Below are 26,834 nucleotides of genomic sequence, written 5' to 3'. Positions count from 1 at the left end.
GGAGACAGATTTCTTCGGGACCTTGGCCGGGGATGCACTAGGATCCGGGACAGCAATCAACCGGAGGAACCCTCATGTCCCATGTCTATCCCGTCACCGAAGTCTACGGCTCGTCCACCGAGAGCATCGACGATGCGGTCAAACAGGCGGTGCGCACCGCCTCCAAGAGCCTGCGGCACGTCGAATGGTTCGAGGTCACCGACATCCGCGGCCATGTGGCCGACGGCGAGGTGGCGCATTTCCAGGTCGGCGTGAAGCTCGGCTTCCGGCTCGACCGCGAGGGCGATTAAGGGATCGAGCGTTCGACCACGCGGCCTGCGGATTGCAGGTCGCGGCCCGCGCCCTTGACGGTTTCGCAGCCTGCCAGCGCCAGCAGGGTGACCGCGGCAATTACCAGGTTTCGCATGTTCCGGCCTCGTTTGTTCTTGCCCGAGAGGCCTTAGCGCGGCGGGGCGCGGTTGGAAAGTGGGCTTAACGGCCTATGGCGCGATGTCGCGCAAGAGCCCCCTGGCGCAGCGCTCGATCAGGCTGAGCGCACCTTCGTAATCGCCGGTGAAATAGGGATCGGGGACGTGATCCTCGGGGCCTTCGGCGTAGTCGGTAAAGAGCCGCACCGGGGTCCCGGCGCCGCCGCGCAGCTCCTCGATATTGGCAAGGTTCTCGGCATCCATCGCCACGATCAGGTCGAAGGCGTCGAAATCCGCAGGCGAGATCTGCCGGGCGCGCAAGGGGCTCAGGTCATAGCCCCGCGCCCGCGCCGCCGCCTGCATCGGCGGATGCGGCGGGTTGCCCACGTGCCAGTCGCCGGTGCCGGCGCTGTCGAGCGACAGGTCGGCGTCGCCGGCCAGCGCCCGGGTCACCCCTTCGGCGGCGGGCGAGCGGCAGATGTTGCCGAGACAGACGAAGAGGATGCGGGTGGTCATATGCGCGCGCCTTTGCCAATATCGCACAGGGTGTAGCCTGCCCCGCGGATCGGGGCAATCTTGACAGCACAGCGGGGCCACATGGGCAGGATCGTCATTCTCACCGGCGCCGGCATCTCGGCCGAAAGCGGGCTGGGCACCTTTCGCGACGAAGGCGGGCTTTGGGCGCAGCACCGGATCGAGGATGTCGCCACGCCGGAGGGCTATGCCCGCAACCCGGCGCTGGTGCATCGCTTCTACAACGCCCGCCGCATTCAGGCCGCCGCCGCCGCGCCCAATGCCGCGCATCTGGCGCTGGCGCGGCTAGAGGCCGAGCACAGCGACGTGGTGACCATCGTCACCCAGAATGTCGATGACCTGCACCGCCGCGCCGGATCGCACCACGTGTTGCAGATGCACGGGCGGCTGGCGGGGGCGCTCTGCGACATCTGCGGCCACCGCTGGGAGGCACCGCCGGAAATGGACGAAGAGACCCCCTGCCCGGCCTGTCACCGGGCCGCCGCGCGGCCCGATGTGGTCTGGTTCGGCGAGGTGCCGCATTACATGGACGAGATCGCCGCCCTGCTGGCCGAAGCGCGGTTGTTCGCCGCCATCGGCACCTCGGGCCAGGTCTACCCGGCGGCGGCCTTTGTCGAAGAGGCCCGCGCCGCCGGGGCCGAGACGGTGGAAATGAGCCTGGAGCCCACCGCCGTCTCGCACCTGTTCGACGACTGCCTTGTCGGCCCGGCGACGGAGACCGTGCCACGCTGGGTGGAGGGGATGCTGGGCTAGTTGCCCTTGCCGTCGTGGGCGTGTGCGTCGTGGTCCATGTTGTCGTGGTCCATGTCACCGTGGTCCGTGGCCGCCTCCGCGCCCGGCTGGCGCTCGAGGTCGACCGGGATCTCCAGGGCAATCTCGCCGGCCCGCTCGAAGGTCAGCGTGACCGCGACGGTCTCGCCCTGAACGAAGGGCGCGGTCAGCCCCATGAACATCACGTGGTCGCCGCCGCGCTGCAGCGCGTGGACGCCACCGGCCGGCAGGGCGATGCCCTCTTGCAGGTGGACCATCTTCATCACGCCGTCGCCAGCCTCCTTGTGGCTGTGCAGCTCGACCCGCGCAGCGGCGACGGAACTGACGGCGATCAGGCGATCGTCGTCGGCACCGTGGTTGTGGATCAGCATGAAGGCCGCGCCGGCGCGCGGGTTGGACGCACGGGCATAGGCGTCTGCGATGTGGATGTCGCCGGCAAGGGCAGTTGTGGCAAGCAGGCTGGCGGCAAGCGCCGCGGACAGGCGGGTCAGGGTCATCTGAAACTCCGTGAATGGGTGTGAAAAGGGAACAGGGATCACACCCGGGGCGGCGGCCCTCTGGCGCAGGGGCTGGGCGTTGCCTGGCTGGCGGCGTCAAGCGCGCCGATGGGGGCCCCCCGCAGCCTGACGAACTCCGGGGCGCGCAGCAAGGGCACGGAGGCCGGCGGCGCGTCAAGAGGCGCCAGCACGCAATCGGGGCAGATGTGCGCAGGCGGGATCGGCGCGCCCTCGGCGTCGATCAGCACCACCTGCGTCCCCGCCCCGGTGCAGAGCACCATGACATTCACCGCCACAGTCCCGCCGCGCGCCGCGACCGAGGCCTGGCCGGTGACGGTCAGCATCAGGGCCAGACACAGGCCGATGAAAGGGCGGAGCCAGCAGATCATGCGCCGAGGGGTATGCGATTTTTCCCGACGCTCCAAGAGGCCGCGACCGCAGGTCGCGCCGCATCACCTCTTGGTGAGGGGGCTGTCGCGGGGGCGGCTCTGCGGGCATGCTGTCCCGGCACCGCCACCGGAGACCCGCCATGCTGACCAGACGTTCCCTTCTCACCGCGCTTGCCGCCGCGCCGCTGCTGCCCCGCGCCGCTTTCGCCCGCGAACCGCAGGTCTTTCAGACCGGCGGTGTGGCGATCAACCGCGCCGATCCCGTGGCCTATTTCGACGGCGCCGGCCCGGTGCTGGCCGAGGCCACGCATGCCGCGCAATGGAACGGCGCCACCTGGCATTTCGCCAGCGCCGCCGCGCGGGACGCCTTTGCCGGTGATCCCGAGCGCTATGCCCCGCGCTTCGGCGGGTATTGCGCCTTTGCCGCCTCTCGCGGCTACCTCGCGCCGACGGTGCCGGAGGCCTGGACGGTCTACGAGGGCCGGCTCTACCTCAACGCCAACCTGCGCGCGCGCGAGCTGTGGCTGCAGGACATTCCGGGGAACATCGCCAAGGGCGAGGTGAACTGGCCGGGGATTCTGGGGTAAGCCGCGCCCGGAAAGCGCTCGCGTGGGGTGGGTTTTCAACCCACCGGTGCGGGGTGGTGGGTTACAAACCCACCCTACGATCTCGGGAAGAGGCAGTCCGCAGGGCGCAAATGTTTCGCGCACTGTTAGTGTGGGGCGGGAAAGTTTTAAAGATGTGATTGCGCGGGTTGGATAAGATGTGGTGAACAAGCTTGCAGAACACACAACGCAGGCACTCGTAAAATGGTGCGTGCGACCATACTTCTACAGATTCTAATTATAACATCCAAGAATGCCTGTTCACTGACCGGAATTTCATGCCAGTTACGCTGTCCAAGAACGCGATCTTTTCAGCTTCCGACTGACCCTCAAACTCCGCTATCTTTGCACGACGCGCTACTGAAACCCCTCGGGGCGTCAATTTATAGTCGTCGAAATCGCCTGAAATAATTAGATAGGGATTTGGGGATACCAGCTTCCGAAGTCGTAACTCGCGAACCGCTGGATGCTTCCGATTTAACGGAACCATGTCTGGCTGTTGTGTTAGCATAAACTTCAAGATGGCTCGGGATGCGGGCGCGAGCTCTATTGAGTTCGCAATCAGATTATCGAAAATTTTGTAAGCGTGCCCTTTAATGAATAGAAGGCCAATGGACAGAGCTTTAAGGATTATCAGTCCTACAGAAACAAAGAACACTAAGAAGATCCAGAGCTTCACCTCAGCCACTTCTTCAGCTATCTCAAAATTTTCGTTTAATTGAAATGGGTTAAACAACAAAACTCCGGAAACAAATGCTACCACGAACAATAGGTGCCACGGGCGCACAACCGTTTCAAATAGGTTCCAAATTTTCGATAGGAACTCGCTCATTGCGTCACCCCAAAACCCCCTTAAACTCCCGCCATTCCCCCTTGGACATGCCAGAGGTTTCCTGCGTCACTTCCTCACCTTTCAGCATCCTCCGCACGCACTCAAGAGCTGTGGAACTCAAAGTCGCCCCACCCATCCGGTAGTCCTCGAAGGCGCGATAGGCAAAGGGCACCCAGTCGGCGACGACCTTGCAGATCTCGTCGGCATAGACGCGGATTTCGTATTGCGCATGGGCGTCGGCGCGCAGGCGGAGGAAGTGCAGCAGGTTGTGCAGATCGACCTTCCAGTACCACTGCGTGTAGATGTTGGCCGGCAGGTTCATCCGCGCCAGTTCCCGCGCGAGGCCCTGCTGGCCCTCGTCGGAAATCATCTCTTCGTAGTGGTCATAGGCGCGCATCGCGTCATCGCGGAGATAGCGCAGCACGCGGTCGGCCTCTTCGCCCGAGAGCGCCTCGCCCCGGCCCTGGTTGTTGACCGAGGATTGCGCCGCCAGAGCGTCGCGCTCGGGGATGTAGAACTCGCGGTCGAGGATCGAGTAGCGGGCGGAGTATTCATTGACGTTGGCGGTGCGGTGGCGGATCCACTGGCGGGCGACGAAAACCGGCAGTTTGACGTGCAGCTTGATCTCGCACATCTCGAAGGGGGTCGAGTGCCAGTGGCGCATCAGGTAGCGGATCAGCCCCTCGTCGTTCTGCACCGATTTGGTGCCCTTGCCATAGGACACCCGCGCGGCCTGACAGATGGCGGCATCGTCGCCCATGTAGTCGATCACCCGGATGAAGCCGTGGTCGAGCACCGGATAGGCGGTGTAGAGATGCGCCTCCATCCCGGCCGAGGTGGCACGCAGGGTGGGTGTCGTCTCGGCCCGCAGAGCTTCGATTTCGGCGGCCTGTTCGGGCGTGACGGACATGGGGCGAATCCTTTCTACAAGATGAATCAGGCCCCCACTATATCTGGTATGAGACCCAAGAAAAAAGCTGAGACTTGGTATGCCCGATTTGCCGCAGTCGCGGGAACTGTGGCCGCCAATGGGCGATAAGCGTTGACTTTCCTGTTCTGGAAAACCAGCGTGTGTCCAAAATAACGGGCAAAGACCGGGGCAGTTTCATGAATCGTTTTGTTGTGTCGCTCATCGTGGCGACGGCGCTGAGTGCGTGCACGGGCAGCACGGGAAAAGACAATCCTTTCCTGGAGGACCCCGAGGACGACACCTCCACGGGTGGCGGAACCACGGATGGGACCGACGGAACCGGCGGCGGTTCCCCCGGCAACGGTGCGTCCGCGGCGGGCAACGTGCCCGACGTTCTGGCGGATGACGTCGCCACCCTCTCGATCCCCGGCGGCAACACCATCACCGTGGCGATCCGCTCGCTTGACGGAACGCCGTCGCAAAACACCTTTACCCGAAATGCGGCGCTCGATACCGCCGGATACCTGGCCTATACCGCGCAGGAAGATGCGCTGGACCGGATGTTCGTGGCGCTTGCGGGCAGCAGTCTCGACGGCAGTGTCCATGCCGGCACCGTGGCCGATGGCGGCCAGTTCAATCGCTATTTCGGCGGCGGCTTCTACGAACGCGACGGCAGCTTCTCGCCGCCCGCGATCGGCACCGGCCCGGGTGAGGGCCAGGTGTCTTATGCCGGCAACTACGCCGCCGTGACCAATATCGGCGCCGTGGACGGCGATCACCTGATCACGGTTCCCCCGGGCCCGGGTGGCGGCGCGTCCCTGCCCGACCTGCCGCGGGAATCCCACAGGGTGTCCGGCACGATCTTCCTCAATGCCAATTTCGTCGACAATGCGGTGAATGGCGAGATCAGCGACCGTATCCTCATCAGCCCGGTGGGCGGCGCCCAGACCGCGCTCGAGGATGTCACGTTGATTGTCGCTCCGATCGACACCAACGGCGAATTCTACGGCGATGTCGAGATCAGCGATGATGCGACAGACAGCCCCGGCACCGGCATCGGGAACTATGGCGGCATCTTCGGTGGCTCAGGCGCGTCGAGCGTGGCCGGCCTTGTGCACCTCTCGGGCCACATCCCGAATGTCGACTCGGAAGTGGAACACGGCGTCTTTGTCCTGACCCAGTGCGGCCAGCCCAATGACAGCGCGATCTGCGATCTCGTCGCGCCCTGAGCCGGTGTTGCGCCGTCTTGCGATTGCCGGGCTGTGCCTGGGCCTGATCGGCCCGGCCTGGTCTGACACAACGCCAGCACCTGTCCCCTCGGCCGAGCTCAGCCTGGCCGAGGTTCGATCGTTGATCCTGCGCGCACTCGACGCCGGGCGCCCGGACATCGCCGGCGAACTGGCATTGTCCCTGCTGCGCGCCGACCCCGAGGATCCCTTTGCCCACATGGTGATGTCGACCGTGCTGATGCGCGCCGGCAACCACGTCGAGGCACGCCGCGCCGCCAAGCTGGCCTATCGCCACGCCGAAACCCCGCGCCAGAAGCACGAGGCCGCCCGCGTCGTGGCCGCCGCCGAGGCGCGCGACGAGCGGTTCGTTCTGGGCCAACTCTGGATGCGCCGCGCGCTGCAGGCCGCCCCGTCAGAGCCCACCCGCGACCGCACCAAGCGCGAATACCGCGCCCTGCGCAGCGCTGCCAAGCTCAAGTTCCAGCTGTCGGGTCAGATCGTGCCGTCGTCGAACGTCAACAACGGCGCCGCCGACCGGATCAACGTGGTCGAAGGCATCCCGGTGGTGGGCATCCTGCCCGCCACCTCTCAGGCGCTGTCGGGCACGATTGCCGAGGTCGGCGGCAGCTTCACCTATCGTCTGCACCGCGACGAGACCTCTGAAACCCGGCTGACCGGCATCGGCCAGGTCCGCCGCGTCGCGTTCAGCGACGAGGCCCGCAAGAAGGCCCCCCAAGCCGAGGAGGCCGATTACGGCTCGACATTTGCTGCCCTTGGCCTCGCCCATCACCGGTCGCTTGGCGGTGCTGGCGGGCTGGCCAGCGCACGGCTGAGCTTTGGACAGGTCTGGAACGGCGGCGAGCGCTCTTATGATCTGGCGAGCGGCGGGCTGTCGTATGGCTTCGACCTCGACCCGACCCTGCGGCTGACCGCCAGCCTCGACTACCAGCTCCGCCACAACGATGCTGCCGGGATTGCGGATGTCAGGACCACCGGCCTGCGCTTTTCCGCCATCCACCGGCTGGCCAACAACGACAGCCTCGCGCTGTCGCTCGGCAGCACCATGGCGGAGTCCGAAAACGGCCAGGCCCGCGCCGAGACCCGCTCGGCCAAGCTGTCCTATCACCGGGCCGAGCCGATCGGCCCGGTCTCGCTCTCGGCCTCGTTCGGGGTGTCAGAGACCACCTACCCCGATTACCGCTTGCTGTTCTGGGCCGTACCCGGCGGGCGCGAGGACAGCCGCCGCACCGCCGAGGTCACCTTCAGCTTCGACCAGCTCGACTATCTGGGGTTCAGCCCGACGCTCACCGTCACGTCGGAGCAGACCCACTCCAATGTCAGCCGCTTCGAGACCGAGGAACTCTCGGTCTCGCTCGGCCTGCGCTCGGTGTTCTGACCACGCGACCTCTGGACATCCGCGCCCCCGCGCCTAGGCTCCGCTGCAACAACCAAAGGAGACAGGCATGGCTTTGCGCTATCTGCACACCATGGTCCGGGTGAAGGACCTCGAGAAATCAATGGAGTTCTACAGGCTGCTCGGCCTGAAGGAGACCCGCCGCACCGACAATGACAAGGGCCGCTTCACCCTGGTCTTCATGGCGCCAGAGGGGCAGGAGGAGTGCCCGGTCGAGCTGACCTACAATTGGGACGGCGACGAGGGCCTGCCGTCTGACAGCCGCCACTTCGGCCATCTCGCCTATCGCACCGACGACATCTATGCGCTCTGCCAGAAGCTGATGGACGCCGGTGTCACCATCAACCGTCCGCCGCGCGATGGCCACATGGCCTTTGTCCGCTCGCCCGACAATATCTCGATCGAGCTGCTGCAGGAGGGCGACAACCTGCCGCCGCAAGAGCCCTGGGCCAGCATGGAAAACACCGGTCACTGGTAGGGCTTTGAAGATGCCCGGCGCCGCCCGCTTTCTGGCTGTCTGCCTGCTGGCCCTCTGGGCCGGCAGCGCTGCGGCCAATTGCCGGCTGGCGCTTGTGCTGGCGGTGGATGTCTCGGCTTCGGTCAACGCGGCCGAGCACCAGCTGCAGCGCCAGGGCCTCGCTGCCGCGCTGACCGACACGGCGGTGGCCGGCGCAATCCTCGACGGCACCGGGCCGGTGGCGCTGGCGATCTTCGAATGGAGCGGCCGGCAGCAGCAGCAGATCCTGCAGGACTGGGTGCTGCTGCAAAGCGCCGAGGACCTTGCCGCCGTGGCGCGCCGGGTCAGCACTCTGCCCCGGTCCTACAGCGAATTTCCCACCGCCATGGGCTATGCCCTGGGCTATGCTGCCGGCCTGCTGCAACGCGCACCCGCCTGCCTGCGGCAGGTGGTCGACGTCTCCGGCGACGGCATCACCAACGAAGGCTTCCGCCCGCAGCTGGCCTATCGTCACTTCCCCTTTGACGGGGTGACAGTCAACGGCCTGGTGGTCACCGGCGACGACAGCCGCGTGGTGCCCTATTACCAGCAGGAGGTGCTGCGCGGCCGCGGTGCCTTTCTCGAAGAGGCGCAAGGATTCGAGGGCTTTGAGGCGGCGATGACCCGCAAGCTCTTCCGCGAGACCCGTGAACTGGTTCTGGGCGCCGGCCCGCATCCCCAAGCCGCCCGATAGGGCTTGCCGGATCGGGCCAGAATGGTAGAGCGGTCTGATGCAGACCCCGATGACCCACAGCGAGCACATCCGTGCCATCACCCGCATCGGCCTGCCGCTGGTCGGCGGCCATCTGGCGCAATTCCTGATCGGGCTGACCGACACGGTGATGATGGGCTGGTACGGGGTCGAGGCGCTGGCGGCGCTGGTTCTGGGCTCGACGGTGTTCTTCGTCACCTTCCTTGTGGGCTCGGGCTTTGCCTTCGCGGTCATGCCACTGGTGGCCGCCGCCGCGGCCGAGGGCGACGAGATCGGGTTGCGCCGGATCACCCGCATGGGGCTCTGGCTCTCGGTGATCTACGGCGCGCTCTTCCTGCCGATGTTCTGGTTCTCCGCCCCGCTGCTTCAGGCACTGGGCCAGGACCCGGCGCTTGCCGCCGAGGCGCAGGTCTACCTGCGGATCACCGGCGCGGCTCTGATCCCGGCGCTGCTGGTGATGGTGATCAAGAGCTACCTCGCCGCGCTGGAACGCACCGCGGTGGTGTTCTGGATCACGGTGATCGCCGCCGTGGCCAATGCGCTGGCCAATTACATGCTGATCTTCGGCAACTGGGGCGCGCCGGAACTGGGCGTCGCCGGCGCCGCCTGCGCCTCGTTCTCGGTGCATGTGATCTCGCTCCTGGGGGTGGTGATCTACGCCCGGACCAGCCTGCCGCAGCATGCGCTCTTTGCCCGCCTCTGGCGGCCGGACTTCGACGTCATGGCCCGGGTGCTGCGCATGGGCGTGCCGATCGGGCTGACCAATTTCGCCGAAGTCGGGCTGTTTGCCGCCTCGTCGATCATGATGGGCTGGCTCGGCACCGTGGCGCTGGCGGCGCATGGCATCGTGCTGCAACTGGCCACCGCCGCCTTCATGGTGCATCTCGGCCTCTCCAACGCCGCCACCGTGCGCGCCGGCATCGCCCATGGCCAGAAGGACCCGCTGTCGCTCAGACGCGGCGCGCAGGCGGTGATCGCCCTCTCCGCGGTATTCGCCCTGGTCTCCTGCGCGGTCTTTCTGCTCTGGCCCGAACCGCTGATCTCGCTCTTCCTTTCGCCGGATGACCCCGACCGCGCCGCGATCCTTGCCATCGGCACCGGCCTCCTCGTCATGGCCGCGCTCTTTCAACTGGCCGACGGCATGCAGGTGCTGGGCCTCGGCCTTCTGCGCGGGGTGCAGGATACCACGGTGCCGATGATCATCGCCGCGATCAGCTACTGGGGCCTCGGCCTGACCACCGCCTATCTGCTGGGCTTCACCTGGGGCTTCGGCGGCACCGGCGTCTGGGCCGGCCTCGTCATCGGCCTTGCCGCCGCCGGCGTGATGATGATGTCCCGCTTCTGGCTCCGCAGCCCGCAGGCAACCACTGCCCAAACCGAGTTTTCCCCCAAGTCCTGATCCCCCGGCAAGTTCTTTTCACCCCACCCTCTGCTTCTTCTGTTTGAAAATACCCTCGGGGGTTTGGGGGCAGAGCCCCCATGTCAGGGGGTGTGGGGGCCCCGCCCCCACCAATACAGGGGGTTTGGGGGCAAAGCCCCCAAGGCCTGCGTGGCCCGAACGCAAACCACCCTGCGCGGCAAGGCCGCCCCTTTAAATCACTCGTCCTTCAGCAGACGATCCGCCTTTTTGCGCACCAGCACCGTGCGCAGGTCATGCATTGCCAGCAGCAGCGCATCCCCCACCAGATCGAGCTCTTCCGCCGAGGCCCGCGACTGCGCCCATTGCGCCGTCTGGTTCAGGTGATCCACCGTCCGCAGGATGTCGTCGACCTCCCGCGCCTCGAGCAGCAGGCGGCGCTCTGCCACCCAGCGGTCGATCTCGGCGCGGTCGGCGGGCGTCAGCGCCCGCCCGCCCTGCGGCTTGACCTCGCCGTTGCGGACATTGACCACGGCGATCTGCTCCATCTCGATCCGCCGGTGCCGGTTGCCGGTGTCGATGCGGAACACCAGCGCGCCATTGTCACGCACGCGAAAGTAATATTCGGGCAGAGCGCTGCTCATCGGCTCAGGCCACCCCGTCGCAGAACCGCTGGATCCGCCGGCAGGCCTCTTCCAGCTGCGCCTCGGAAGTCGCGTAGCTCACCCGGAAGTTCGGGCTCAGGCCGAAGGCCGCGCCAAAGACCACCGCGACGCCGGTCTCCTCCAGCAGCGCCGTGGCAAAGGCTTCGTCGTCCTTGATCAGCGCGCCGCCGGCGCTGGTCTTGCCGATCAGCCCGGCAATCGAGGGATAGACATAGAAGGCGCCCTCGGGGTTCGGGCAGGTCACGCCCTTGGCCTCGTTCAGCATCCGCACCACCAGGTCGCGACGGCCGGCAAAGAGCCGCACGTTGTCAGCGAGGAAGTCCTGCGGCCCGGTCAGCGCCTCGACCGCCGCCCATTGCGAGATGGTGCAGGGGTTCGAGGTGCTCTGCGACTGGATCTTGCGCATCGCCGCGATCAAGGCTTTCGGCCCCGCCGCATAGCCGATCCGCCAGCCGGTCATCGCATAGGCCTTGGAGACGCCGTTGCAGGTCAACGTGCGATCATAAAGCCCCGGCTCGACCTGCGCCGGGGTGCAGAACTCGAAATCGTCATAAGCCAGGTGTTCGTACATGTCGTCGGTCATCACATGCACATGCGGGTGGCGCATCAGCACATCGGTCAGCGCCTTGAGCGAGGCGTGGTCATAGCCCGCGCCCGTCGGGTTCGACGGCGAGTTGAAGATCAGCCACTTGGTTTTCGGCGTGATCGCCGCCTCGAGCTGCTCGGGCGTCAGGCGGAAACCGGTGTCGATCGAGGTTTCGGCCACCACCGGCGTGCCGCCGGCCAGGAGCACCATGTCGGGATAGCTCACCCAATAGGGCGCCGGGATCACCACTTCGTCGCCGGGGTTCAGCGTCGCCATCAGCGCATTGTAGAGGATCTGCTTGCCGCCAGAGGCGACGCTGACCTGGTCCGGCGTATAGCTCAGCCCGTTCTCGCGCGCGAATTTCTCGCAGATCGCGGCCTTCAGCTCGGGGATGCCGTCGGGCGCAGTGTATTTCGTCTTGCCCGCCTCGATGGCGGCGATGCCCGCCCGCTTGATGTGCTCGGGCGTGTCGAAATCCGGCTCGCCGGCGCCAAGGCCGATCACGTCGCGCCCGGCTGCGCGCAATTCGGCGGCCTTGGTGGTGACGGCAATGGTGGGCGAGGGTTTGACACGGGCGAGCGTGTCGGAAAGCAGGGACATCGGGTCGGGCCTGTGGTTTGTAAATCAATGACATCCGTCATAGATTGCGCGGGAAGGCCGTTCAAGCGCGAAGGGCCACGAGGAGCATGAGATGCAGGACGACACCACCGACTGGTATGGCCCGGAAGCGGCAACCTTCGGCGACCGGCTGGCCGCCGCCCGCGAACAGGCTGGAATGACGCAGACCGACCTGGCCAAGCGGCTGGGGGTCAAGCTGAGCACCCTGAAGAAATGGGAGGACGACCTGCTCGAGCCGCGCGCCAACCGGCTCTCGATCATGGCGGGCATTCTCAACGTCTCGCTGATGTGGCTGCTCAACGGCGAAGGCGAAGGCGTGTCGGAACCCGACGAGACCGACCTGATGACGCCGGACATCAACGAGGTGCTGATCGAGCTGCGCGAGATGAAGGCGACGATGAAGAACAATGCCGAAAAGCTCGGCCGGCTGGAAAAGAAGCTGCGGCTGCGCCTGTCCGAGGCCGGCACATGAGCGCCCCCGCGGCGGACGAGAGCCGCGAGGCCCGGGTCAAGCGGCTGCGGATGCGCTCGATGCGGCGCGGGATCAAGGAAATGGACCTGATCCTCGTGGCTTACGCCGATGCGCGTCTGGCCGACATGGACGAGGACACGCTGGCGCATTACGATGCGCTGCTGTCGGAAAACGACCAGGATCTCTACCAGTGGGTCTCGGGCCAGATGCCCCCGCCAGAGCCGCTGGCGGCGATGATCGCCGACATCCGCGCCGTGGCGCTCTCGGCCAGCGGTGGCGTCGGCCAGCGCGCCTGAGGCGACAATTCCCTCCGCCTTAACGCTTTTTTCGGGTTTGTCCGTCAGGTTGCCCCGAAAGAAGTCGTTTGGCGGAGACCGATATGAGCTTGCATTCCTCCCTGCCCGCAGCCGGAAACGCGGGCTTCATGGCGAACTACCTCGAGGCGCTGGCGCTGGTCGAGCGGCTGCACCGATTGCTGCTCGACGTGATCAAGGACGAATTCGAACGCGTCGGCGTGCTCGAGATCAACGCGGTGCAGGCGCTCTTGTTGTTCAACATCGGCGACAACGAGGTGACGGCGGGCGAGTTGAAGAGTCGCGGCTACTACCAGGGGTCGAACGTCAGCTACAATCTCAAGAAGCTGGTCGAGGCAGGCTACATGCACCACCAGCGCTGCGAGATCGACCGGAGATCGGTCCGCGTGCGGCTGACGCCCAAGGGCCGCGACATCCGCGATGTGGTGTCGCAACTCTTTGCCCGTCACGCCGAGGGGCTGCAGGCACGTGGCGTGCTTGGCCCCGAGGGGATCACCGAGATCACCTCGTCGCTGCGCCGGGTCGAGCGCTACTGGACCGACCAGATCCGCTACATCTACTGAGACCGGGGCCGGCGCCTCAGCGCTGAATGCCCTCGAGATACTGCATCAGCGCTACCAACCGGCGCGGTGTCGGTGTCAGGATGCCGTCACCCACGTCGAGCGGCACCAGATCACCCCGCAGCAGATCACCGAACTCCGGCATCCCCGGCCCGTCGAGGTCCGTGCGGGTATAGCCGTCGAGCGTTGACAGCACCTTCGCCCTTGGAAAGACCCCGCCATTGCGCGCGGCAATCCGCGTCAGGTCGGCCGGCGGCGGCGTCAGCCCGTCGGAGGCCGGCCCGTCGCCGCGGCCGGACGGGCCGTGGCAAAGCGCGCAGCTTTCGACAAAGAGCCGGCGGCCCTCTTCGGCCTGGGGCATTTCGTTCGGCTTGCAGGCCGCCAGCGCAACCAGCGCGGCAAGGCCCAGGGCAAGGGGTTGGGAGGGGGTCATGAGGGGATGTCCTGTGTTGATGAAGGCTTAGGCTGGCGGGGCCGGAAAACCCCGCGGCAAGGGGACTGGCGCCCCGGAAATTTCTGGCCATAGTGGGCGCGACCAGACCGAGGAGTTGGCCGATGCACGTCTATGCCCTGACCATGCTTGCCGCCGAGATCGGCATTCCGCTGCTGGCCGCGCTCAATGCGGCGCTCGGCACACGCATGGGCTCGCCCGCGGCGGCGGCGTCGATCCTGTTTTGCGTCGCCCTGACGGCGACGCTGGTGGTGCTGATGATCACCGGCCCCGCGGCGCTGGCGCGAGCCGCCGGCGCGCCGCGGCACCTGTTTCTGGCCGGGCTCTTCGTGGCCTTCTACGTGCTCACCGTCACCTGGATCGCGCCCAAGTTCGGCGTCGGCAACGCGGTGTTCTTTGTCCTGCTCGGCCAGTTGATCAGCGCCGCGGCGATCGATCATTTCGGTCTCTTCACCGCGCAGGTCTCGCCACTGACGATGACCCGGGCGCTTGGCATCGGCGTCATGGGCCTGGGCGTCTGGATCACGCAACAGGCCTAGCTCCGGCAGCGCCATGGTGCTCAATGCGCCATGAAGACCGGCAGCGGCGCTTCTTCCAGCATGTCGCGCGTCGCCCCGCCGAGGATCGCCTCGCGAAAGCGCGAATGGCCATAGGCCCCCATCACCAGCAGGTCGGCGGCCATGTCGGTGCAGGCCCGCGACAGCACGTCGGACACCCGCGGCATCGAGCGTGACAGAATGTCGATCTCGACCTTGACGCCGTGGCGCGAGAGGTATTGCGACAAGAGCCCGCCGGGATCGGAGCGGTTCGGCCCATGCACCGGCGGATCGATCACCACCACCGTGACCCGTTCGGCCGATTTCAGCAGCGGCAGCGCGGCGCGCACCGTGCGCAGTGCCTCGGGGCTTTCGTTCCATGCGATGGCCACCCGGCGCGGCGCGGCCTGGGCCGTCACCCCTTCGGGCAGGACCAGCACCGGCGCCTGCGCCCCGAAAAGCGCGCCTTCGATCACCGCTTCCTGGTCGATGCCGCGGTTCTTGCCATAGGGCTGTGGCAGGATCACCAGGTCGGAAAACCGCCCGTGTCCGGCGACGAAGCGACCTAGATCGCCGGCCTGCGCCATCGCGGCCTCGGTGTTCCACAGCAGATCGGTCTTGCCCAGCCAGGCCTGCGCCGCGCCTTCCAGCGCCTGCGCCTCGGCCGAGGCGCGGGTCAGCGCCTCCTGCAGGATCATCGCATTGGCGCCGGCGAAGTAATAACCGCTCTGGCTGCTGTCGATCCCGAGGCAGAGCACGTCGAGATGCGCCTCGTACTGACGGGCCAGCGCCGCCGCCTGGGGCAGCACCGAAAGGTCGAGCTCGGGGTCGGTCAACACGGTGAAGAGGGATTTGTAGGTCATGGCGTCTTCCTCCTGAAGTTGCCTCACCCTAGCCGGCCCGCTGCCCGACCCGCCTTGAGCCACGTCAAATCCGCAGCGCAAAAAGATTGACCCAGATCAAGGCAGCCTCGGCCGTGCAGGCGCAGAAACCCTCCCATCCGTATTCGCCTCCTGCGGTCAACGAATCGTGCGGAGGCCAGACGAAGGGACAAACAATGTCGAACTATATCAAGCTGGCCGCGCTTGGTGTGCTGGTGCTCTTTGCAGCGCTGGCGGCCAACTTCGCGCGGGACCTGGCCTATCAGGTGCACGCCGTGCTGATCATGCTGATCAGCGCCGGGCTGTTCCTCTGGGTGCTGCGCAACACCGACGAAGAGCAACCGCCCGCACTGCGCGAGACCGCCTACATGGACGGCGTCGTGCGCTACGGGGTGGTCGCCACCGCCTTCTGGGGCGTGGTGGGCTTTCTCGTGGGCACCTTCATCGCCTTTCAGCTGGCCTTTCCGGCGCTGAACTTCGACTGGTCCGAGGGCTATGCCAACTTTGGCCGACTGCGGCCGCTGCATACCTCGGCAGTGATCTTTGCCTTTGGCGGCAACGCGCTGATCGCCACCTCCTTCTACGTGGTCCAGCGCACCAGCGCGGCGCGGCTCTGGGGCGGCAATGCCGCCTGGTTCGTCTTCTGGGGCTATCAGCTGTTCATCGTGCTGGCCGCCACCGGCTATCTGCTGGGCTCGACCCAGTCCAAGGAATACGCCGAGCCCGAGTGGTACATCGATCTCTGGCTGACCGTGGTCTGGCTGGTCTACCTCGCGGTCTTTCTCGGCACGATCATCAAGCGCCGCGAGCCGCATATCTATGTGGCGAACTGGTTCTACCTCGCCTTCATCGTCACCGTGGCGATGCTGCACGTGGTCAACAACCTCTCGATCCCGGTGTCGATCTGGGGCTCGAAATCGGTGCAGGTCTTTTCCGGCGTGCAGGATGCCATGGTGCAATGGTGGTACGGCCACAACGCCGTGGGCTTCTTCCTGACCGCGGGATTCCTCGGCATGATGTACTACTTCATCCCGAAACAGGCCGAACGTCCGGTGTTCAGCTACAAGCTCAGCATCATCCACTTCTGGGCGCTGATCTTCCTCTATATCTGGGCCGGTCCGCACCACCTGCATTACACCGCCCTGCCCGACTGGGCCTCGACGCTGGGCATGGTTTTCTCGATCATCCTCTGGATGCCGTCCTGGGGTGGCATGATCAACGGGCTGATGACGCTGTCGGGCGCCTGGGACAAGCTGCGCACCGATCCGGTGATCCGCATGATGGTGATCTCGGTGGGCTTCTACGGCATGTCGACCTTTGAAGGGCCGATGATGTCGATCCGCGCGGTCAACTCGCTCAGCCATTACACCGACTGGACCATCGGCCACGTGCATTCCGGCGCGCTGGGCTGGAACGGCATGATCACCTTCGGCGCGCTCTACTTCCTGGTGCCGAAACTGTGGAACCGCGAGCGGCTCTATTCCCTGAGTCTGGTCAGCTGGCACTTCTGGCTCGCCACCATCGGCATCGTTCTCTACGCCGCCTCGATGTGGGTGACCGGCATCATGGAGGGCCTGATGTGGCGCGAGGTGGATGCCAACGGCTTCCTTGTGAACTCCTTCGCCGACACCGTGGCCGCCAAGCTGCCGATGTATGTGGTCCGGGGCCTCGGGGGCGTGCTGTTCCTCGGCGGTGCACTGATCATGTCTTACAACCTGTGGATGACTGTGACGCGCAGCCCGGCCGTCGAGGCCCCTGCCGCCACAGCCCATGCCACGCCGGCCGAATAAGGAGACCGGAGATGGCTACCGACAAAACCCCGATGCCCGCAACCGCTACAGGCGTGGGCGAGCGGCCCCGCCGCCGCTCGTTCCTCGACCGGCACAAGATCCTCGAAACCAATGCGACGCTGCTGCTGATCTTTTCCTTCCTCGTCGTGACCATCGGCGGGCTGGTGCAGATTGTGCCGCTGTTCTACCTCGACAACACCATTGAAAAGGTCGAGGGCATGCGCCCCTACACGCCCCTGGAGCTGGCGGGCCGCGACATCTACGTGCGCGAAGGCTGCTACGTCTGTCACAGCCAGATGATCCGGCCGATGCGCGACGAGGTCGAACGCTACGGCCACTACTCGCTGGCGGCCGAGTCGATGTATGACCACCCGTTCCAATGGGGCTCCAAGCGCACCGGGCCGGACCTCGCCCGCGTCGGCGGCCGCTATTCCGACGACTGGCACGTGGTGCACTTCCGCGACCCGCAGTCGGTGGTGCCGGAATCGGTGATGCCGAAATACGACCAGCTGGAACGGACGCTGATCGACGGGCGCTATGTCGATGACCTGATGGCGACCCATCGCCTGGTCGGCGTGCCCTACTCGGAAGAGATGATCGCGGCGGCCGAGGCGGATTTCCGCGCCCAGGCCGATCCCGACAGCGATTACGACGGTCTGCTCGAACGGTATGGCGAGGCCGTCAGCGTGCGCAACTTCGACGGCGCGCCCGGCGTGTCAGAGGCCGATGCGCTGATCGCCTATCTTCAGATGCTGGGCACGCTGGTCGATTTCTCGACCTTCACCCCCGATGCAAGCCGCTAAGGAGACTTGTCATGGAAAACTATTCTCTCCTGCGTGAACTGGCCGACAGCTGGGGCCTTCTCGTGCTCTTCACCTTCTTCATCGGCATGGTGGCCTGGGTCCTGCGGCCCGGCAGCCGCGCCACCCATCGCGACTGCGCCACCATCCCGCTGCGCCATGATGACCGCCCGGCCGCGGTCGACGACAAGGAGGCCCTGAGATGAGCCACATTCCCCCGAAACAAGAGGGCGATCCCGAAACCACCGGCCACAGCTGGGACGGCATCGAAGAGTTCAACAACCCGCTGCCGCGCTGGTGGCTCTGGGCCTTCTACGCCACCATCGTCTGGGGCATCGGCTATTCCATCGCCTATCCGGCCTGGCCGGGGATATCGAAGGCGACCGCCGGCGTGCTGGGCTATTCCACCCGCGCCGAGGTGGCCGAGGAGATCGCCGCCGTCGATCAGGCCAATGCCGCGATCAACGCCCGGCTCGAAAGCGTCGAGCTGACCGCCATCGCCGAGGACCCCGAGCTGCTGAACTATGCCGGCAATGCCGGGGCGGCGGTGTTCCGGACATGGTGCGCGCAGTGCCACGGCTCCGGTGCCGCCGGCGCCCAGGCCAGCGGCTATCCCAACCTGCTGGACGACGACTGGCTCTGGGGCGGTGACATTGCCGCGATCCACGAGACGGTGTCCTATGGCATCCGCACCGAGGATCATCCCGACACGCGCTTTTCGATGATGCCGGCCTTCGGGCGCGATGACCTGCTCGAACGCGAGCAGATCTCGCAGGTAACGAATTACGTCATGTCGCTGTCGGGCACGCCACGGGATGCCGACGAGGTGGCGGCGGGGGCCGAGGTCTTTGCCGAGAATTGCGCCGCCTGCCACGCCGAGGATGGCACCGGCGACCGGATGCAGGGCGCGCCCGATCTGACCGATGCGATCTGGCTCTACGGCGGCGATTACGAGCGGCTGGTCGAGGCGGTGCACGGCTCGCGCTACGGCGTGATGCCGGCCTGGCAGGGACGGCTGAGCGAGGCGCAGATCCGCGCGGTCTCGGCCTATGTGCACGGGCTGGGCGGCGGCGAGTAGCCCTGCGGAGGGCCGCTATCAAGCGGCCCTTTCACCGCGCCGAGCCGCGCCATCGCCGGGCCACGGTCCGGCGATCCTGCCGCGGGTCTGTGCGGTTTATTTCAGCCACTGGCGCGCTTTGAATGAACAGCGCGCTGGTGTTACCCAATCGCCGGGCCAAGGGGGTGGCCCGGCGATGGCGCGGCGGCCTGCGGCCTTGTTCCGCGCCCGATCACGTCAGACCCACTGCGGAAGACGCGCTATCGACGAGTCGCGGTGCGGCGATCCGACCTCAGGTCTGTTCAATTTATCCCCGCCACTGGCGCGCTCCAAACGAGCGGAGCGCTGGCGTCACCCAATCGCCGGGTCATAGGGGCGGGTCATGCCATAGGCATGCTTCCAGCATGGCGATGGCGCGGCGGCCTGCGGCCTTGATTCCGCGCCGGCAAGACGGACTTACGGCTTGATGTAGGTATACCCCATCTGCTGCAACCGCGAGAGCTCGGCCACGCCGGAGGGCACGATGTCCTCTTCCCAGACGTCATAGAGATCGTCGGAATAGCTGATCTTGCGCCCCTTCAGCGTGTTGTTGCAGACCTGAAAGCCCACGTTCTGCCCCTTGAGCGAGCCCACCACCGTCTGCAGCGTGCTGTCGTCCTTGGCCGCCATCAGCAGGCCCAGGCCATTGCCATGCAGCACCACCTTGACGTCGAGGTTCTCGGCCCCCACCGCGTTGATGTGGTTCTGGATGTTGCGCATTGCGCCCTTGTAGGCCTTGGACTCGGTCCCGCCATCGTAGTTGATGTGATAGACGACCTTCTGCTTGCCATAGCGCTCGGTGTCCTGGGCCGAGGCGGTGACGGCCAGAACGGCCAGCACCGCGGCGCTCACCAGTGCGATAATGTATTTCATCATGTCCTCCCTGAAAGGCTTCGTGTCTGCCGCGCCTTCCCGGCGCGCGGAGTCCCACTCTGGCCTCGACGGAAAAACGAATCAAGAAATTAAGCTATATGAATACGTGAAGACCCGCGCCGGGGGAGCATCCGGCGCGGGCCTCGGGCCGGCGGGTGGGCGCAGAGCGCCCGGCCAGCGGCAGGATCAGGCGTCCTCGCTGCCGGTCAGCCGGCGGCGGGTCTCGTAAGACCAGTGAAAGGGCGCGCGCTGGTGGATGTCGCGGCGCGGCGCCTCGTCGGCGTGAAAGCGGGTCTGGGGGTCGTCGAGATAGGTTGCGCGCTTGAAGACATCTGCAAAAATTCCGAACATGTCAGCCTCCTGGGGTCAATGGGGTGTGCAATGAATATGCGCTATTGACGGGGCCCGGGCGAGGCAGGAATAATTCAGACGTGTAAGCAAGGATTACATGATGGACTGGACCGCCCTGCCCCCTCTGGCGGCGCTGCGCGCCTTTGCCGCCTTTGCCGACACCGGCGCGGTGCAGAAGGCGGGCGATGCGCTCAACGTCAGCCACGCCGCGATCAGTCAGCAGATCCGCAATCTCGAGGCGCATCTCGGCCTCACCCTGCTCGACCGTTCCGGCCGCGCCATGGTGCTGACAACAGAGGGCCAGCGGCTGGCCGAGGCGCTGCTCGACGGGCTGGGCGGTGTGGTCCGGGTCTGTGACGAGCTGACGGGCCGCGATGCCGATCGGCCGCTGATGGTCTCGGTCACGCCCAGCTTTGCCGCCTCCTGGCTGATGCCGCGGCTGGCGGATTTCCGCGCCGCCAATCCGACGGTCAGCCTGATGATCGACCCCACTGCCGAGGTCAAGAAGATCGAGCCCGGAGGCATCGACGTCGCCCTGCGCTACGGCTCGGGCATCTGGCCGGGGCTCGAGGCGGAACTGCTGGTCAAATCGCCGATCGCCGTGGTCGCCGCCACCTCGCTGGTGGGCGACCGCGAGTTCGACGATCTCAACGACCTGCGCGCCTTTCACTGGTTGCAGGAGCTGGGCACCAATGAGGCCACCGAGTGGTTTGCCAGGCTCGGCGTCGGCCGCAACCGGGCCATGGGCATCTCGTCCCTGCCCGGCAACCTGATGATCGAGGCGGCGCGCCAGGGCCAGGGCATCGCCATCACCGCGCGGATCTTCATCGAAGAGGATGTCGCCGCCGGGCGCTTGCGCGTGCTTTTCGAGGATGTCCGCAAGAAGGGCTACTTCATCGTCACCCGCCCCGGCGTGCAGCGCCCGCCGCTGCGCCGCTTCGTCAGCTGGCTGCGCCAGCAGGGCAAGGCGCAGGCGCCGGGCCTGATCGGCTGAGCCCCGGGCGAAAGACCGGCGCCATTTGACTCAGGTCAAGGCCGCGGCGCAGCAAAGCCTCCAAGAAGGGCGCTGACACGAAGCCCCTATCGGAGATCCCCCTTGTCTGTCACCGAAGAGCAGAGCCTCTACAAATCGCGCGAACCGATCTTTCCCAAGCGCGTCTCGGGCCGGTTTCGCAATCTGAAATGGGCGATCATGATCGTCACCCTGGGCATCTATTACCTGGTGCCCTGGATCCGCTGGGACCGCGGCCCCAGCCTGCCCGACCAGGCGGTGCTGATCGACCTTGCGGGCCGGCGGTTCTATTTCTTCTGGATCGAGATCTGGCCGCATGAATTCTACTTCGTCGCCGGTCTGCTGATCATGGCGGGGCTGGGCCTTTTTCTCTTCACCTCGGCGCTGGGCCGGGTCTGGTGCGGTTATGCCTGTCCGCAAACCGTCTGGACCGACCTCTTCACTCTGGTCGAACGCAGGATCGAGGGCGACCGCAACGCCCAGCTGCGCCTGCACCGCCAGCCGATGAACCTGCGCAAGGCGCGGTTGCGGCTGACGAAATGGACGATCTGGCTGCTGATCGGCCTGGGCACCGGCGGCGCCTGGGTGTTCTATTTCGCCGATGCGCCGACGCTCCTGCGCGATCTGGTGACCGGCCAGGCGCATCCGGTGGCCTATACCACCATGGCGATCCTGACGCTGACCACCTTTGTCTTCGGCGGGTTCGCCCGCGAACAGATCTGCATCTACGCTTGCCCCTGGCCGCGCATTCAGGCGGCGATGATGGACGAGGACACGCTGACCGTCGGCTACCGGTCCTGGCGGGGCGAGCCGCGCGGCAAGGGCAAGCTGCGACGGCAGCCGAAGAAAAAGGCGCTGTCGCTCGAGATTGCTGCCGAAGAGGCCGCCACCGGCCGCGCCGCGCCGGCCTATCCCTCGACGCCGATGCCCTTTGCCCTGCCGCGCGCCGCGACGCCGGCCAAGGACCAGCCGCCGGGTGATTGCATCGACTGCATGGCCTGCGTCAACGTCTGCCCGATGGGCATCGACATCCGCAACGGGCAGCAGATGGAGTGCATCACCTGCGCGCTCTGCATCGATGCCTGCGACGAGGTGATGTCCAAAATCGGCAAGCCACGCGGGCTGATCGACTACATGGCGCTCACCGACGAAACCGCCGAGCGCGCCGGCACGCCGCCCAAGCCGGTCTGGAAACACGTCCTGCGCCCGCGCACCCTGCTCTACACGGCACTCTGGGCCGGGGTCGGCCTCGGGCTGCTCTTTGCGCTTTTCGTCAGGCCCGACATCGACATGACGGTGGCCCCGGTGCGCAACCCGACCTTTGTCACCCTGTCCGACGGCGCGATCCGCAACACCTACGAGGTGCGTCTGCGCAACAAGCACGGCAGTGCCCAGCCCTTCCTGCTGTCCGTCGTGGGCGACACGGCGCTGCGGCTCGAGGTCGAGGGCGCGACCGGCGCAAACGTCGTGGTGCCCGCCGACAGCACGCAACTGCACAAGGTCTACGTGATCGCGCCGGCGGCCTCTGGCCCGGCGACACGTGACCGCACCGACATCAGGCTCTGGGTCGAGGATACCGAGAGCGGCGAACGCAGCTTTGAAGACACCGTCTTCAACGGCAAGGAGCAATGACATGACCACCGCAGACCGCAAGCTTACCGGCTGGCACGTGCTGGCGATCTTCACCGGCGCCTTTGGCGTCATCATCGCCGTCAACCTGGCGCTGGCCTTCAACGCGGTCAGCACCTTTCCGGGGCTGGAGGTCAGGAACTCCTATGTTGCGAGCCAGAGCTTCGACGCCCGCCGCGACGCCCAGCAGGCGCTGGGCTGGCAGGTGCGGGCCGAGGCCGGCGGCGGCCAGGTGACCCTGTGGATCGAGGATGCAGGGGGCCGCCCGGTGCAGGTCACCGAACTGCACGCCGTTCTGGGCCGCGCCACGCATGTGAAGGACGATCTCGAGCCCGCCTTCACCTTCACCGGCCGCAACTATGTCGCCGCCGCGCAGATCGGGCCGGGCAACTGGAACGTGCGGATGACCGCGCGGGCGCTGGATGGCACGCCCTTTGCCCAGCGCGTCATCCTGCGGGTGGAGTAAGCAATGACCGCCGCCCTGCGCCCCGCGCTCTCGGCCTGCCCGGCCTGCGCCGCCGCCCCCGCCGCCCAAGCGCTGGCGGCGCGCGACCTGCCCGGAGAGCTCGCCCTGTCGCTGCCCTCGATCCATTGCGCCGGCTGCATCACCGCGGTCGAGGATCTGCTCTCCGCCCTGCCCGGCGTGCGCGCGGCCCGGGTGAACCTGACGCTGAAGCGGGTGAGTGTCGCCGCTGCGCCCGACGTCACCGCCGCCGACCTGATCGCCGCGCTGGCCCGTGCCGGATACGAGGCGCATGAGCTCGACGCCGGCCTCATCCGCGCCACTGCCACCGACAAGGCCGGGCGCGACCTGTTGATGCGGCTCGCCGTGGCGGGCTTTGCGATGATGAACGTCATGCTGCTGTCGGTCGCGGTCTGGTCCGGCGCCGAGGGCGCCACCCGCGACCTCTTTCACTGGATATCCGCCGCCATCACCCTGCCCACCATCGGCTTTGCCGCGCAGCCGTTCTTTCGCAGCGCCTGGGGCGCGCTCAGCGCCCGGCGGCTCAACATGGATGTGCCGATCTCGCTGGCCATTGCCCTGGCGCTGGTCACCTCGCTTTGGGAGACCTGGCTCTCGGGCCATCACGCCTATTTCGACGCCGCCATCGCGCTGACCTTCTTCCTGCTGGCCGGCCGCTATCTCGATCACCGCACCCGCGCCATCGCCCGCTCTGCCGCCGAGGAGTTGGCCGCGCTGGAAGTGCCTCGTGCCATCCGCCTGCGCGACGGCGTCGAGGAACAGGTGCCGCTCGGTGATCTGGCCATCGGCGAGGTGGTGCTGGTGCGCCCCGGCGGGCGGCTGCCGGTCGACGGGGTGATCCTGGGTGGCACGTCGGAGATCGACCGCTCGCTGCTCACCGGAGAGACCCTGCCGGTCTTTGCCACCGCCGGCATGCGGGTCAGCGCCGGCGAGGTGAACCTGACCGGACCGCTGCAGGTCGAGGTGACGGCGGTGGGCAAGGACAGCACCCTGCACCAGCTGGCCCAGCTGGTGGCCGTGGCTGAATCCGGCCGCTCGCGCTATACCTCGCTGGCCGACAGCGCCGCGAAACTCTATGCGCCGGGCGTGCATATCCTCTCGGCGCTGGCCTTTGTCGGCTGGTATTTCTGGTCAGGCGACCTGCGCATCGCGCTCAACATCGCCGCCGCGGTGCTGATCATCACCTGCCCCTGCGCCCTCGGCCTCGCCGTTCCCGCCGTGACCACCGCCGCCTCCGGGCGCTTGTTCAAACGCGGATTGCTGATCAAGCACGAGACCGCGCTGGAGCGGTTGGCGGGGGTCGACACGGTGGTGTTCGACAAGACCGGCACGCTCACCGAGGGCCAACCGGCGCTGACCGACCCCGAGAGCCACCCCGACGACGTTCTGCGCCTCGCGCTGGCGCTGGCCGAGGCCTCCTCGCATCCGCTGAGCCGCGCGCTGGCACAGGCCGCCCGTGACCGTGGCCTGCAGCCGGCGCGCATGACGCAGATCCGCGAGGTGCCGGGCTTTGGCACCGAGGGCGTGCACGAGGGACAGACGCTGCGGCTTGGCCGCGCGGGCTGGATCGGTGCGCAGGACGGGGGCGGCGAGACCGCCGCCTGGCTCACGCTCCCCGATGGCAGAACCCACCGCTTTGCCTTTGCCGATGCGCTGCGCCCCGGCGCCGAACAGGCCGTCGCCACCCTGCAGGCCGCCGGTCACCGGGTTATCCTGCTTTCCGGCGATGCCCCCGGCCCGGTCGCTGCCCTCGCCCGCCGCCTCGACATCACCGACTGGCAGGCCGAGGCCCGCCCCAAGGACAAGGCGGCGCGGATCGCGGCGCTGAAGGACAAGGGCGCGCAGGTGCTGATGGTGGGCGACGGGCTCAACGACACCGCGGCGCTGACCATGGCCGATGTCTCGGTCTCGCCGGCCAGCGCGCTTGATGCCGCGCGGGTGGCCAGTGACATCGTGCTGCTCGGCCGTGATCTCGCCCCGCTGCCCGAGGCGTTGACCACCGCCCGTGCCGCCACCCGCCGCATCCGCGAGAACTTTCGCATCGCCACGCTTTACAATATCCTCGCCGTGCCGCTGGCCATTGCCGGGCTGGCGACACCGCTGATTGCCGCGCTGGCGATGTCGACCTCGTCGATCACCGTCTCGCTCAACGCCCTGCGCCTGAGGTAAGCCATGACCGTGCTGATCTATCTCATTCCGATTGCCCTGCTGCTTGGCGGGCTGGGGCTTGCGGGTTTTGTCTTTACCGTCCGGAGCCGGCAATACGATGATCCCCAGGGCAACGCCCGGCGCATCCTCAGCGACCGCTGGGACGATCATCCGAAACCCTGAGGTCGCAAAGCCTCCGAACCGGTTGCGGCGCTCATGGACGCCGCCTTAGGGATCATGTTAGGGTCCGCGCCGATGAGGCGGAGCAGGCCCTGCAGATGACAGCGTTGAAGGAATTCCAGCGGTTGGAGGCCCAGGGCCTCTGGCGGGCCACCGAGGGCGCGCAGCGCCGGCATGTGGTGGTGTCGCTGGGCGAGGCAACGCTGGTTCTGAGCGACATGAATGATCAGGCGCTGGCGCATTGGTCGCTGGCCGCGATCGAGCGCGCCAACCCCGGCGAGCGCCCCGCCCGCTACTTCCCCGACGGCGATCCCGGCGAAGAGCTGGAGCTGGATGACGACGCCAGCGACATGATCGACGCCATCGAGCGGCTGCGGCGCGAGATTTCCCGCCGCCGACCGAAACAGGGCCGGTTGCGCTGGGGCCTCGGGGCTTCGGCGCTGGCGGCCTTTCTGGCGATTGCGGTCTTCTGGCTGCCCGATGCGCTGGTGGCGCATACCATGCGGGTGGTGCCAGACGTCAAACGCGATGCCATCGGCCGCGCCTTGCTCAGCGAGATTTCCCGCGTCGCCGGCCCGGCCTGCCGCGCCGAGACCGGCACCCCGCCGCTGCGCATGCTGGCGCGGCGGGTGCTGGGGCCGGAGCGCGGCGGCGATCTGGTGGTTCTGCGCGCTTCGTCGCGGGCCACGGCGCATCTGCCGGGCGGCTTCATCCTGCTCGACCGCCGCGTGCTGGAAGACACCGAAGACCCCGAGGCCGCCGCCGGTTACGTGCTGGTCGAAGAGCTGCGCGCCCGGCGCGACGACCCGCTCGAGGCGCTGCTGCGGCAATCCGGCGTGATGGCCACCGCGCGGCTGCTGACCACCGGGCAGCTGCCCGACGACGCGCTGGAACGCTTTGCGCTGGCACTGATGGCCGGCACGCCGGAACGCCTGCCCGACGAGGCGGTGATCGACGCCTTCCGCGAGGCACGGCTGCACACCGCGCCTTATGCCTATGCGATGGATTTCACCGGAGAAAAGACTCTGAGCCTGATCGAGGGCGATCCGCTGGCCGGTGCCGATGCCGACCCGGTGATGTCGGACAACGACTGGCTCCGGCTGCAGGCGATCTGCGGGGAATAGCCTCACTCGGCTGCACGCCGCAGCATCCCCGATGCATGTACAATTGCCCCGTCCATCGGCCCGACGCGAAACCGGCGCGGAATCGAGGCCGCAGGCCGCCGCGCCATCGCC

General features: G+C 66.7%; 34 protein-coding genes. 22 read left to right on the top strand and 12 right to left on the bottom strand.

The genetic code is table 11. From position 1 onward, the window contains the following. Positions 1 to 74 precede the first annotated feature (74 nt). Positions 75 to 290 carry a dodecin gene (locus ACN0SE_RS03830; RefSeq protein WP_417523159.1) on the top strand — a complete coding sequence of 72 codons (216 nt, stop codon included), beginning with the start codon at positions 75 to 77 and terminating at the stop codon, positions 288 to 290. Here ACN0SE_RS03830 and ACN0SE_RS03825 read toward each other — a convergent pair. Both ACN0SE_RS03825 and ACN0SE_RS03820 read right to left on the bottom strand, forming a co-directional pair. Then, entirely contained in the window at positions 287 to 406 is a 120-nt protein-coding gene (locus ACN0SE_RS03825; protein WP_417523158.1) for an entericidin A/B family lipoprotein, read from the bottom strand. The two genes, ACN0SE_RS03830 and ACN0SE_RS03825, sit on opposite strands and share 4 nt — an antisense overlap. 73 nt (positions 407 to 479) lie before the next feature. Then, positions 480 to 923 carry a low molecular weight protein-tyrosine-phosphatase gene (locus ACN0SE_RS03820; protein WP_417523157.1) on the bottom strand — a complete coding sequence of 148 codons (444 nt, stop codon included), beginning with the start codon at positions 921 to 923 and terminating at the stop codon, positions 480 to 482. An 81-nt stretch (positions 924 to 1,004) separates the two neighbouring features. On the opposite strand from ACN0SE_RS03820, the gene ACN0SE_RS03815 reads away from it, so the two are divergent. Continuing rightward, complete coding sequence (locus ACN0SE_RS03815; protein WP_417523156.1) at positions 1,005 to 1,694, top strand: NAD-dependent deacylase; 690 nt, start codon at positions 1,005 to 1,007, stop codon at positions 1,692 to 1,694. Here the strand turns inward: ACN0SE_RS03815 and ACN0SE_RS03810 are convergent. Both ACN0SE_RS03810 and ACN0SE_RS03805 read right to left on the bottom strand, forming a co-directional pair. Then, entirely contained in the window at positions 1,691 to 2,209 is a 519-nt protein-coding gene (locus tag ACN0SE_RS03810) for a copper chaperone PCu(A)C (RefSeq protein WP_417523155.1), read from the bottom strand. The two genes, ACN0SE_RS03815 and ACN0SE_RS03810, sit on opposite strands and share 4 nt — an antisense overlap. 38 nt (positions 2,210 to 2,247) lie before the next feature. After that, a complete protein-coding gene (locus ACN0SE_RS03805) occupies positions 2,248 to 2,598 on the bottom strand; it encodes a hypothetical protein (RefSeq protein WP_417523154.1) in 351 nt (116 codons plus the stop codon). A gap of 140 nt (positions 2,599 to 2,738) precedes the next feature. Here ACN0SE_RS03805 and ACN0SE_RS03800 point away from each other — a divergent pair, with 140 nt between their 5' ends. Beyond that, entirely contained in the window at positions 2,739 to 3,185 is a 447-nt protein-coding gene (locus ACN0SE_RS03800; protein WP_417523153.1) for a YHS domain-containing (seleno)protein, read from the top strand. Between the two features lie 256 nt (positions 3,186 to 3,441). On the opposite strand, the gene ACN0SE_RS03795 is transcribed toward ACN0SE_RS03800, so the two are convergent. Continuing rightward, positions 3,442 to 4,035, bottom strand: a complete 594-nt coding sequence (locus tag ACN0SE_RS03795; RefSeq protein ID WP_417523152.1) for a super-infection exclusion protein B — start codon at positions 4,033 to 4,035, stop codon at positions 3,442 to 3,444. 4 nt (positions 4,036 to 4,039) lie between these two features. Continuing rightward, positions 4,040 to 4,945, bottom strand: coding sequence for an FAD-dependent thymidylate synthase (thyX, locus tag ACN0SE_RS03790; RefSeq protein ID WP_417523151.1), 906 nt, complete (start codon positions 4,943 to 4,945; stop codon positions 4,040 to 4,042). 383 nt (positions 4,946 to 5,328) lie between these two features. Between thyX and ACN0SE_RS03785 the strand changes: the two genes are divergently transcribed. From ACN0SE_RS03785 to ACN0SE_RS03765, 5 genes are all read left to right on the top strand, one after another. Continuing rightward, the gene (locus ACN0SE_RS03785) at positions 5,329 to 6,174 is read left to right on the top strand and encodes a thymidylate synthase (RefSeq protein ID WP_417523150.1); all 846 of its coding nucleotides are present in this window, start codon (positions 5,329 to 5,331) and stop codon (positions 6,172 to 6,174) included. Beyond that, on the top strand, positions 6,140 to 7,570 hold the full coding sequence (locus ACN0SE_RS03780) for a hypothetical protein (protein WP_417523149.1): 1,431 nt from the start codon (positions 6,140 to 6,142) through the stop codon (positions 7,568 to 7,570). Before ACN0SE_RS03785 ends, ACN0SE_RS03780 begins: the two co-directional genes overlap by 35 nt. A gap of 67 nt (positions 7,571 to 7,637) precedes the next feature. Continuing rightward, complete coding sequence (locus tag ACN0SE_RS03775; protein ID WP_417523148.1) at positions 7,638 to 8,066, top strand: VOC family protein; 429 nt, start codon at positions 7,638 to 7,640, stop codon at positions 8,064 to 8,066. A 10-nt stretch (positions 8,067 to 8,076) separates the two neighbouring features. Beyond that, a complete protein-coding gene (locus ACN0SE_RS03770) occupies positions 8,077 to 8,778 on the top strand; it encodes a DUF1194 domain-containing protein (protein ID WP_417523147.1) in 702 nt (233 codons plus the stop codon). Positions 8,779 to 8,815: 37 nt separating this feature from the next. After that, positions 8,816 to 10,195 (top strand): MATE family efflux transporter, encoded by a 1,380-nt coding sequence (locus tag ACN0SE_RS03765; protein WP_417523146.1) that lies wholly within the window; start codon positions 8,816 to 8,818, stop codon positions 10,193 to 10,195. A 197-nt stretch (positions 10,196 to 10,392) separates the two neighbouring features. Here ACN0SE_RS03765 and ACN0SE_RS03760 read toward each other — a convergent pair whose 3' ends face one another. Then, complete coding sequence (locus ACN0SE_RS03760; protein ID WP_417523145.1) at positions 10,393 to 10,797, bottom strand: hypothetical protein; 405 nt, start codon at positions 10,795 to 10,797, stop codon at positions 10,393 to 10,395. Between the two features lie 4 nt (positions 10,798 to 10,801). Beyond that, the gene (locus tag ACN0SE_RS03755) at positions 10,802 to 12,004 is read right to left on the bottom strand and encodes a pyridoxal phosphate-dependent aminotransferase (RefSeq protein ID WP_417523144.1); all 1,203 of its coding nucleotides are present in this window, start codon (positions 12,002 to 12,004) and stop codon (positions 10,802 to 10,804) included. Positions 12,005 to 12,095: 91 nt separating this feature from the next. Between ACN0SE_RS03755 and ACN0SE_RS03750 the strand changes: the two genes are divergently transcribed. The 3 genes from ACN0SE_RS03750 (at position 12,096) to ACN0SE_RS03740 (ending at position 13,371) form a co-directional block, all read left to right on the top strand. Next, positions 12,096 to 12,494, top strand: coding sequence for a helix-turn-helix domain-containing protein (locus tag ACN0SE_RS03750; protein WP_417523143.1), 399 nt, complete (start codon positions 12,096 to 12,098; stop codon positions 12,492 to 12,494). Continuing rightward, positions 12,491 to 12,790: a succinate dehydrogenase assembly factor 2 gene (locus tag ACN0SE_RS03745; protein ID WP_417523142.1), complete on the top strand. Its 300-nt coding sequence runs from the start codon at positions 12,491 to 12,493 to the stop codon at positions 12,788 to 12,790. The genes ACN0SE_RS03750 and ACN0SE_RS03745 overlap by 4 nt, the downstream gene beginning before the upstream one ends. 83 nt (positions 12,791 to 12,873) lie before the next feature. Then, a complete protein-coding gene (locus ACN0SE_RS03740; RefSeq protein WP_417523141.1) occupies positions 12,874 to 13,371 on the top strand; it encodes a MarR family winged helix-turn-helix transcriptional regulator in 498 nt (165 codons plus the stop codon). A gap of 16 nt (positions 13,372 to 13,387) precedes the next feature. Here ACN0SE_RS03740 and ACN0SE_RS03735 read toward each other — a convergent pair whose 3' ends face one another. Further along, entirely contained in the window at positions 13,388 to 13,801 is a 414-nt protein-coding gene (locus ACN0SE_RS03735; protein ID WP_417523140.1) for a c-type cytochrome, read from the bottom strand. Between the two features lie 122 nt (positions 13,802 to 13,923). Between ACN0SE_RS03735 and ACN0SE_RS03730 the strand changes: the two genes are divergently transcribed. After that, complete coding sequence (locus tag ACN0SE_RS03730; RefSeq protein ID WP_417523139.1) at positions 13,924 to 14,358, top strand: DMT family transporter; 435 nt, start codon at positions 13,924 to 13,926, stop codon at positions 14,356 to 14,358. A 20-nt stretch (positions 14,359 to 14,378) separates the two neighbouring features. On the opposite strand, the gene ACN0SE_RS03725 is transcribed toward ACN0SE_RS03730, so the two are convergent. Further along, the gene (locus ACN0SE_RS03725; RefSeq protein ID WP_417523138.1) at positions 14,379 to 15,218 is read right to left on the bottom strand and encodes a universal stress protein; all 840 of its coding nucleotides are present in this window, start codon (positions 15,216 to 15,218) and stop codon (positions 14,379 to 14,381) included. A gap of 194 nt (positions 15,219 to 15,412) precedes the next feature. On the opposite strand from ACN0SE_RS03725, the gene ccoN reads away from it, so the two are divergent. The 4 genes from ccoN to ccoP are packed head-to-tail and all read left to right on the top strand — an operon-like array spanning position 15,413 to position 18,904. Further along, a complete protein-coding gene (gene ccoN / locus ACN0SE_RS03720; RefSeq protein WP_417523137.1) occupies positions 15,413 to 17,026 on the top strand; it encodes a cytochrome-c oxidase, cbb3-type subunit I in 1,614 nt (537 codons plus the stop codon). Between the two features lie 32 nt (positions 17,027 to 17,058). Further along, positions 17,059 to 17,829: a cytochrome-c oxidase, cbb3-type subunit II gene (gene ccoO, locus ACN0SE_RS03715; protein ID WP_417523255.1), complete on the top strand. Its 771-nt coding sequence runs from the start codon at positions 17,059 to 17,061 to the stop codon at positions 17,827 to 17,829. A gap of 11 nt (positions 17,830 to 17,840) precedes the next feature. After that, positions 17,841 to 18,032 (top strand): cbb3-type cytochrome oxidase subunit 3, encoded by a 192-nt coding sequence (locus ACN0SE_RS03710; protein WP_417523136.1) that lies wholly within the window; start codon positions 17,841 to 17,843, stop codon positions 18,030 to 18,032. After that, entirely contained in the window at positions 18,029 to 18,904 is an 876-nt protein-coding gene (gene ccoP / locus ACN0SE_RS03705) for a cytochrome-c oxidase, cbb3-type subunit III (protein WP_417523135.1), read from the top strand. The genes ACN0SE_RS03710 and ccoP overlap by 4 nt, the downstream gene beginning before the upstream one ends. Positions 18,905 to 19,339: 435 nt before the next feature. On the opposite strand, the gene ACN0SE_RS03700 is transcribed toward ccoP, so the two are convergent. Beyond that, positions 19,340 to 19,795: a DsrE family protein gene (locus ACN0SE_RS03700; RefSeq protein ID WP_417523134.1), complete on the bottom strand. Its 456-nt coding sequence runs from the start codon at positions 19,793 to 19,795 to the stop codon at positions 19,340 to 19,342. Between the two features lie 186 nt (positions 19,796 to 19,981). Beyond that, complete coding sequence (locus ACN0SE_RS03695; protein WP_417523133.1) at positions 19,982 to 20,146, bottom strand: hypothetical protein; 165 nt, start codon at positions 20,144 to 20,146, stop codon at positions 19,982 to 19,984. 100 nt (positions 20,147 to 20,246) lie between these two features. Between ACN0SE_RS03695 and ACN0SE_RS03690 the strand changes: the two genes are divergently transcribed. The 6 genes from ACN0SE_RS03690 (at position 20,247) to ACN0SE_RS03665 (ending at position 26,723) form a co-directional block, all read left to right on the top strand. Beyond that, positions 20,247 to 21,140 (top strand): LysR family transcriptional regulator, encoded by an 894-nt coding sequence (locus tag ACN0SE_RS03690; RefSeq protein WP_417523132.1) that lies wholly within the window; start codon positions 20,247 to 20,249, stop codon positions 21,138 to 21,140. A 102-nt stretch (positions 21,141 to 21,242) separates the two neighbouring features. Continuing rightward, positions 21,243 to 22,790, top strand: coding sequence for a cytochrome c oxidase accessory protein CcoG (gene ccoG / locus ACN0SE_RS03685; RefSeq protein WP_417523131.1), 1,548 nt, complete (start codon positions 21,243 to 21,245; stop codon positions 22,788 to 22,790). Between the two features lies 1 nt (position 22,791). Next, positions 22,792 to 23,253 carry a FixH family protein gene (locus ACN0SE_RS03680; RefSeq protein ID WP_417523130.1) on the top strand — a complete coding sequence of 154 codons (462 nt, stop codon included), beginning with the start codon at positions 22,792 to 22,794 and terminating at the stop codon, positions 23,251 to 23,253. Positions 23,254 to 23,256: 3 nt separating this feature from the next. Then, positions 23,257 to 25,440, top strand: a complete 2,184-nt coding sequence (locus ACN0SE_RS03675; protein ID WP_417523129.1) for a heavy metal translocating P-type ATPase — start codon at positions 23,257 to 23,259, stop codon at positions 25,438 to 25,440. Between the two features lie 3 nt (positions 25,441 to 25,443). Then, entirely contained in the window at positions 25,444 to 25,602 is a 159-nt protein-coding gene (gene ccoS / locus ACN0SE_RS03670; RefSeq protein ID WP_417523128.1) for a cbb3-type cytochrome oxidase assembly protein CcoS, read from the top strand. A 95-nt stretch (positions 25,603 to 25,697) separates the two neighbouring features. Continuing rightward, complete coding sequence (locus ACN0SE_RS03665) at positions 25,698 to 26,723, top strand: hypothetical protein (protein WP_417523127.1); 1,026 nt, start codon at positions 25,698 to 25,700, stop codon at positions 26,721 to 26,723. Positions 26,724 to 26,834: the final 111 nt, after the last annotated feature.

This window comes from Marinovum sp., assembly GCF_048263515.1.
GTDB lineage: Bacteria > Pseudomonadota > Alphaproteobacteria > Rhodobacterales > Rhodobacteraceae > Marinovum.
This window is presented reverse-complemented; position numbering and strand designations above follow the sequence as displayed.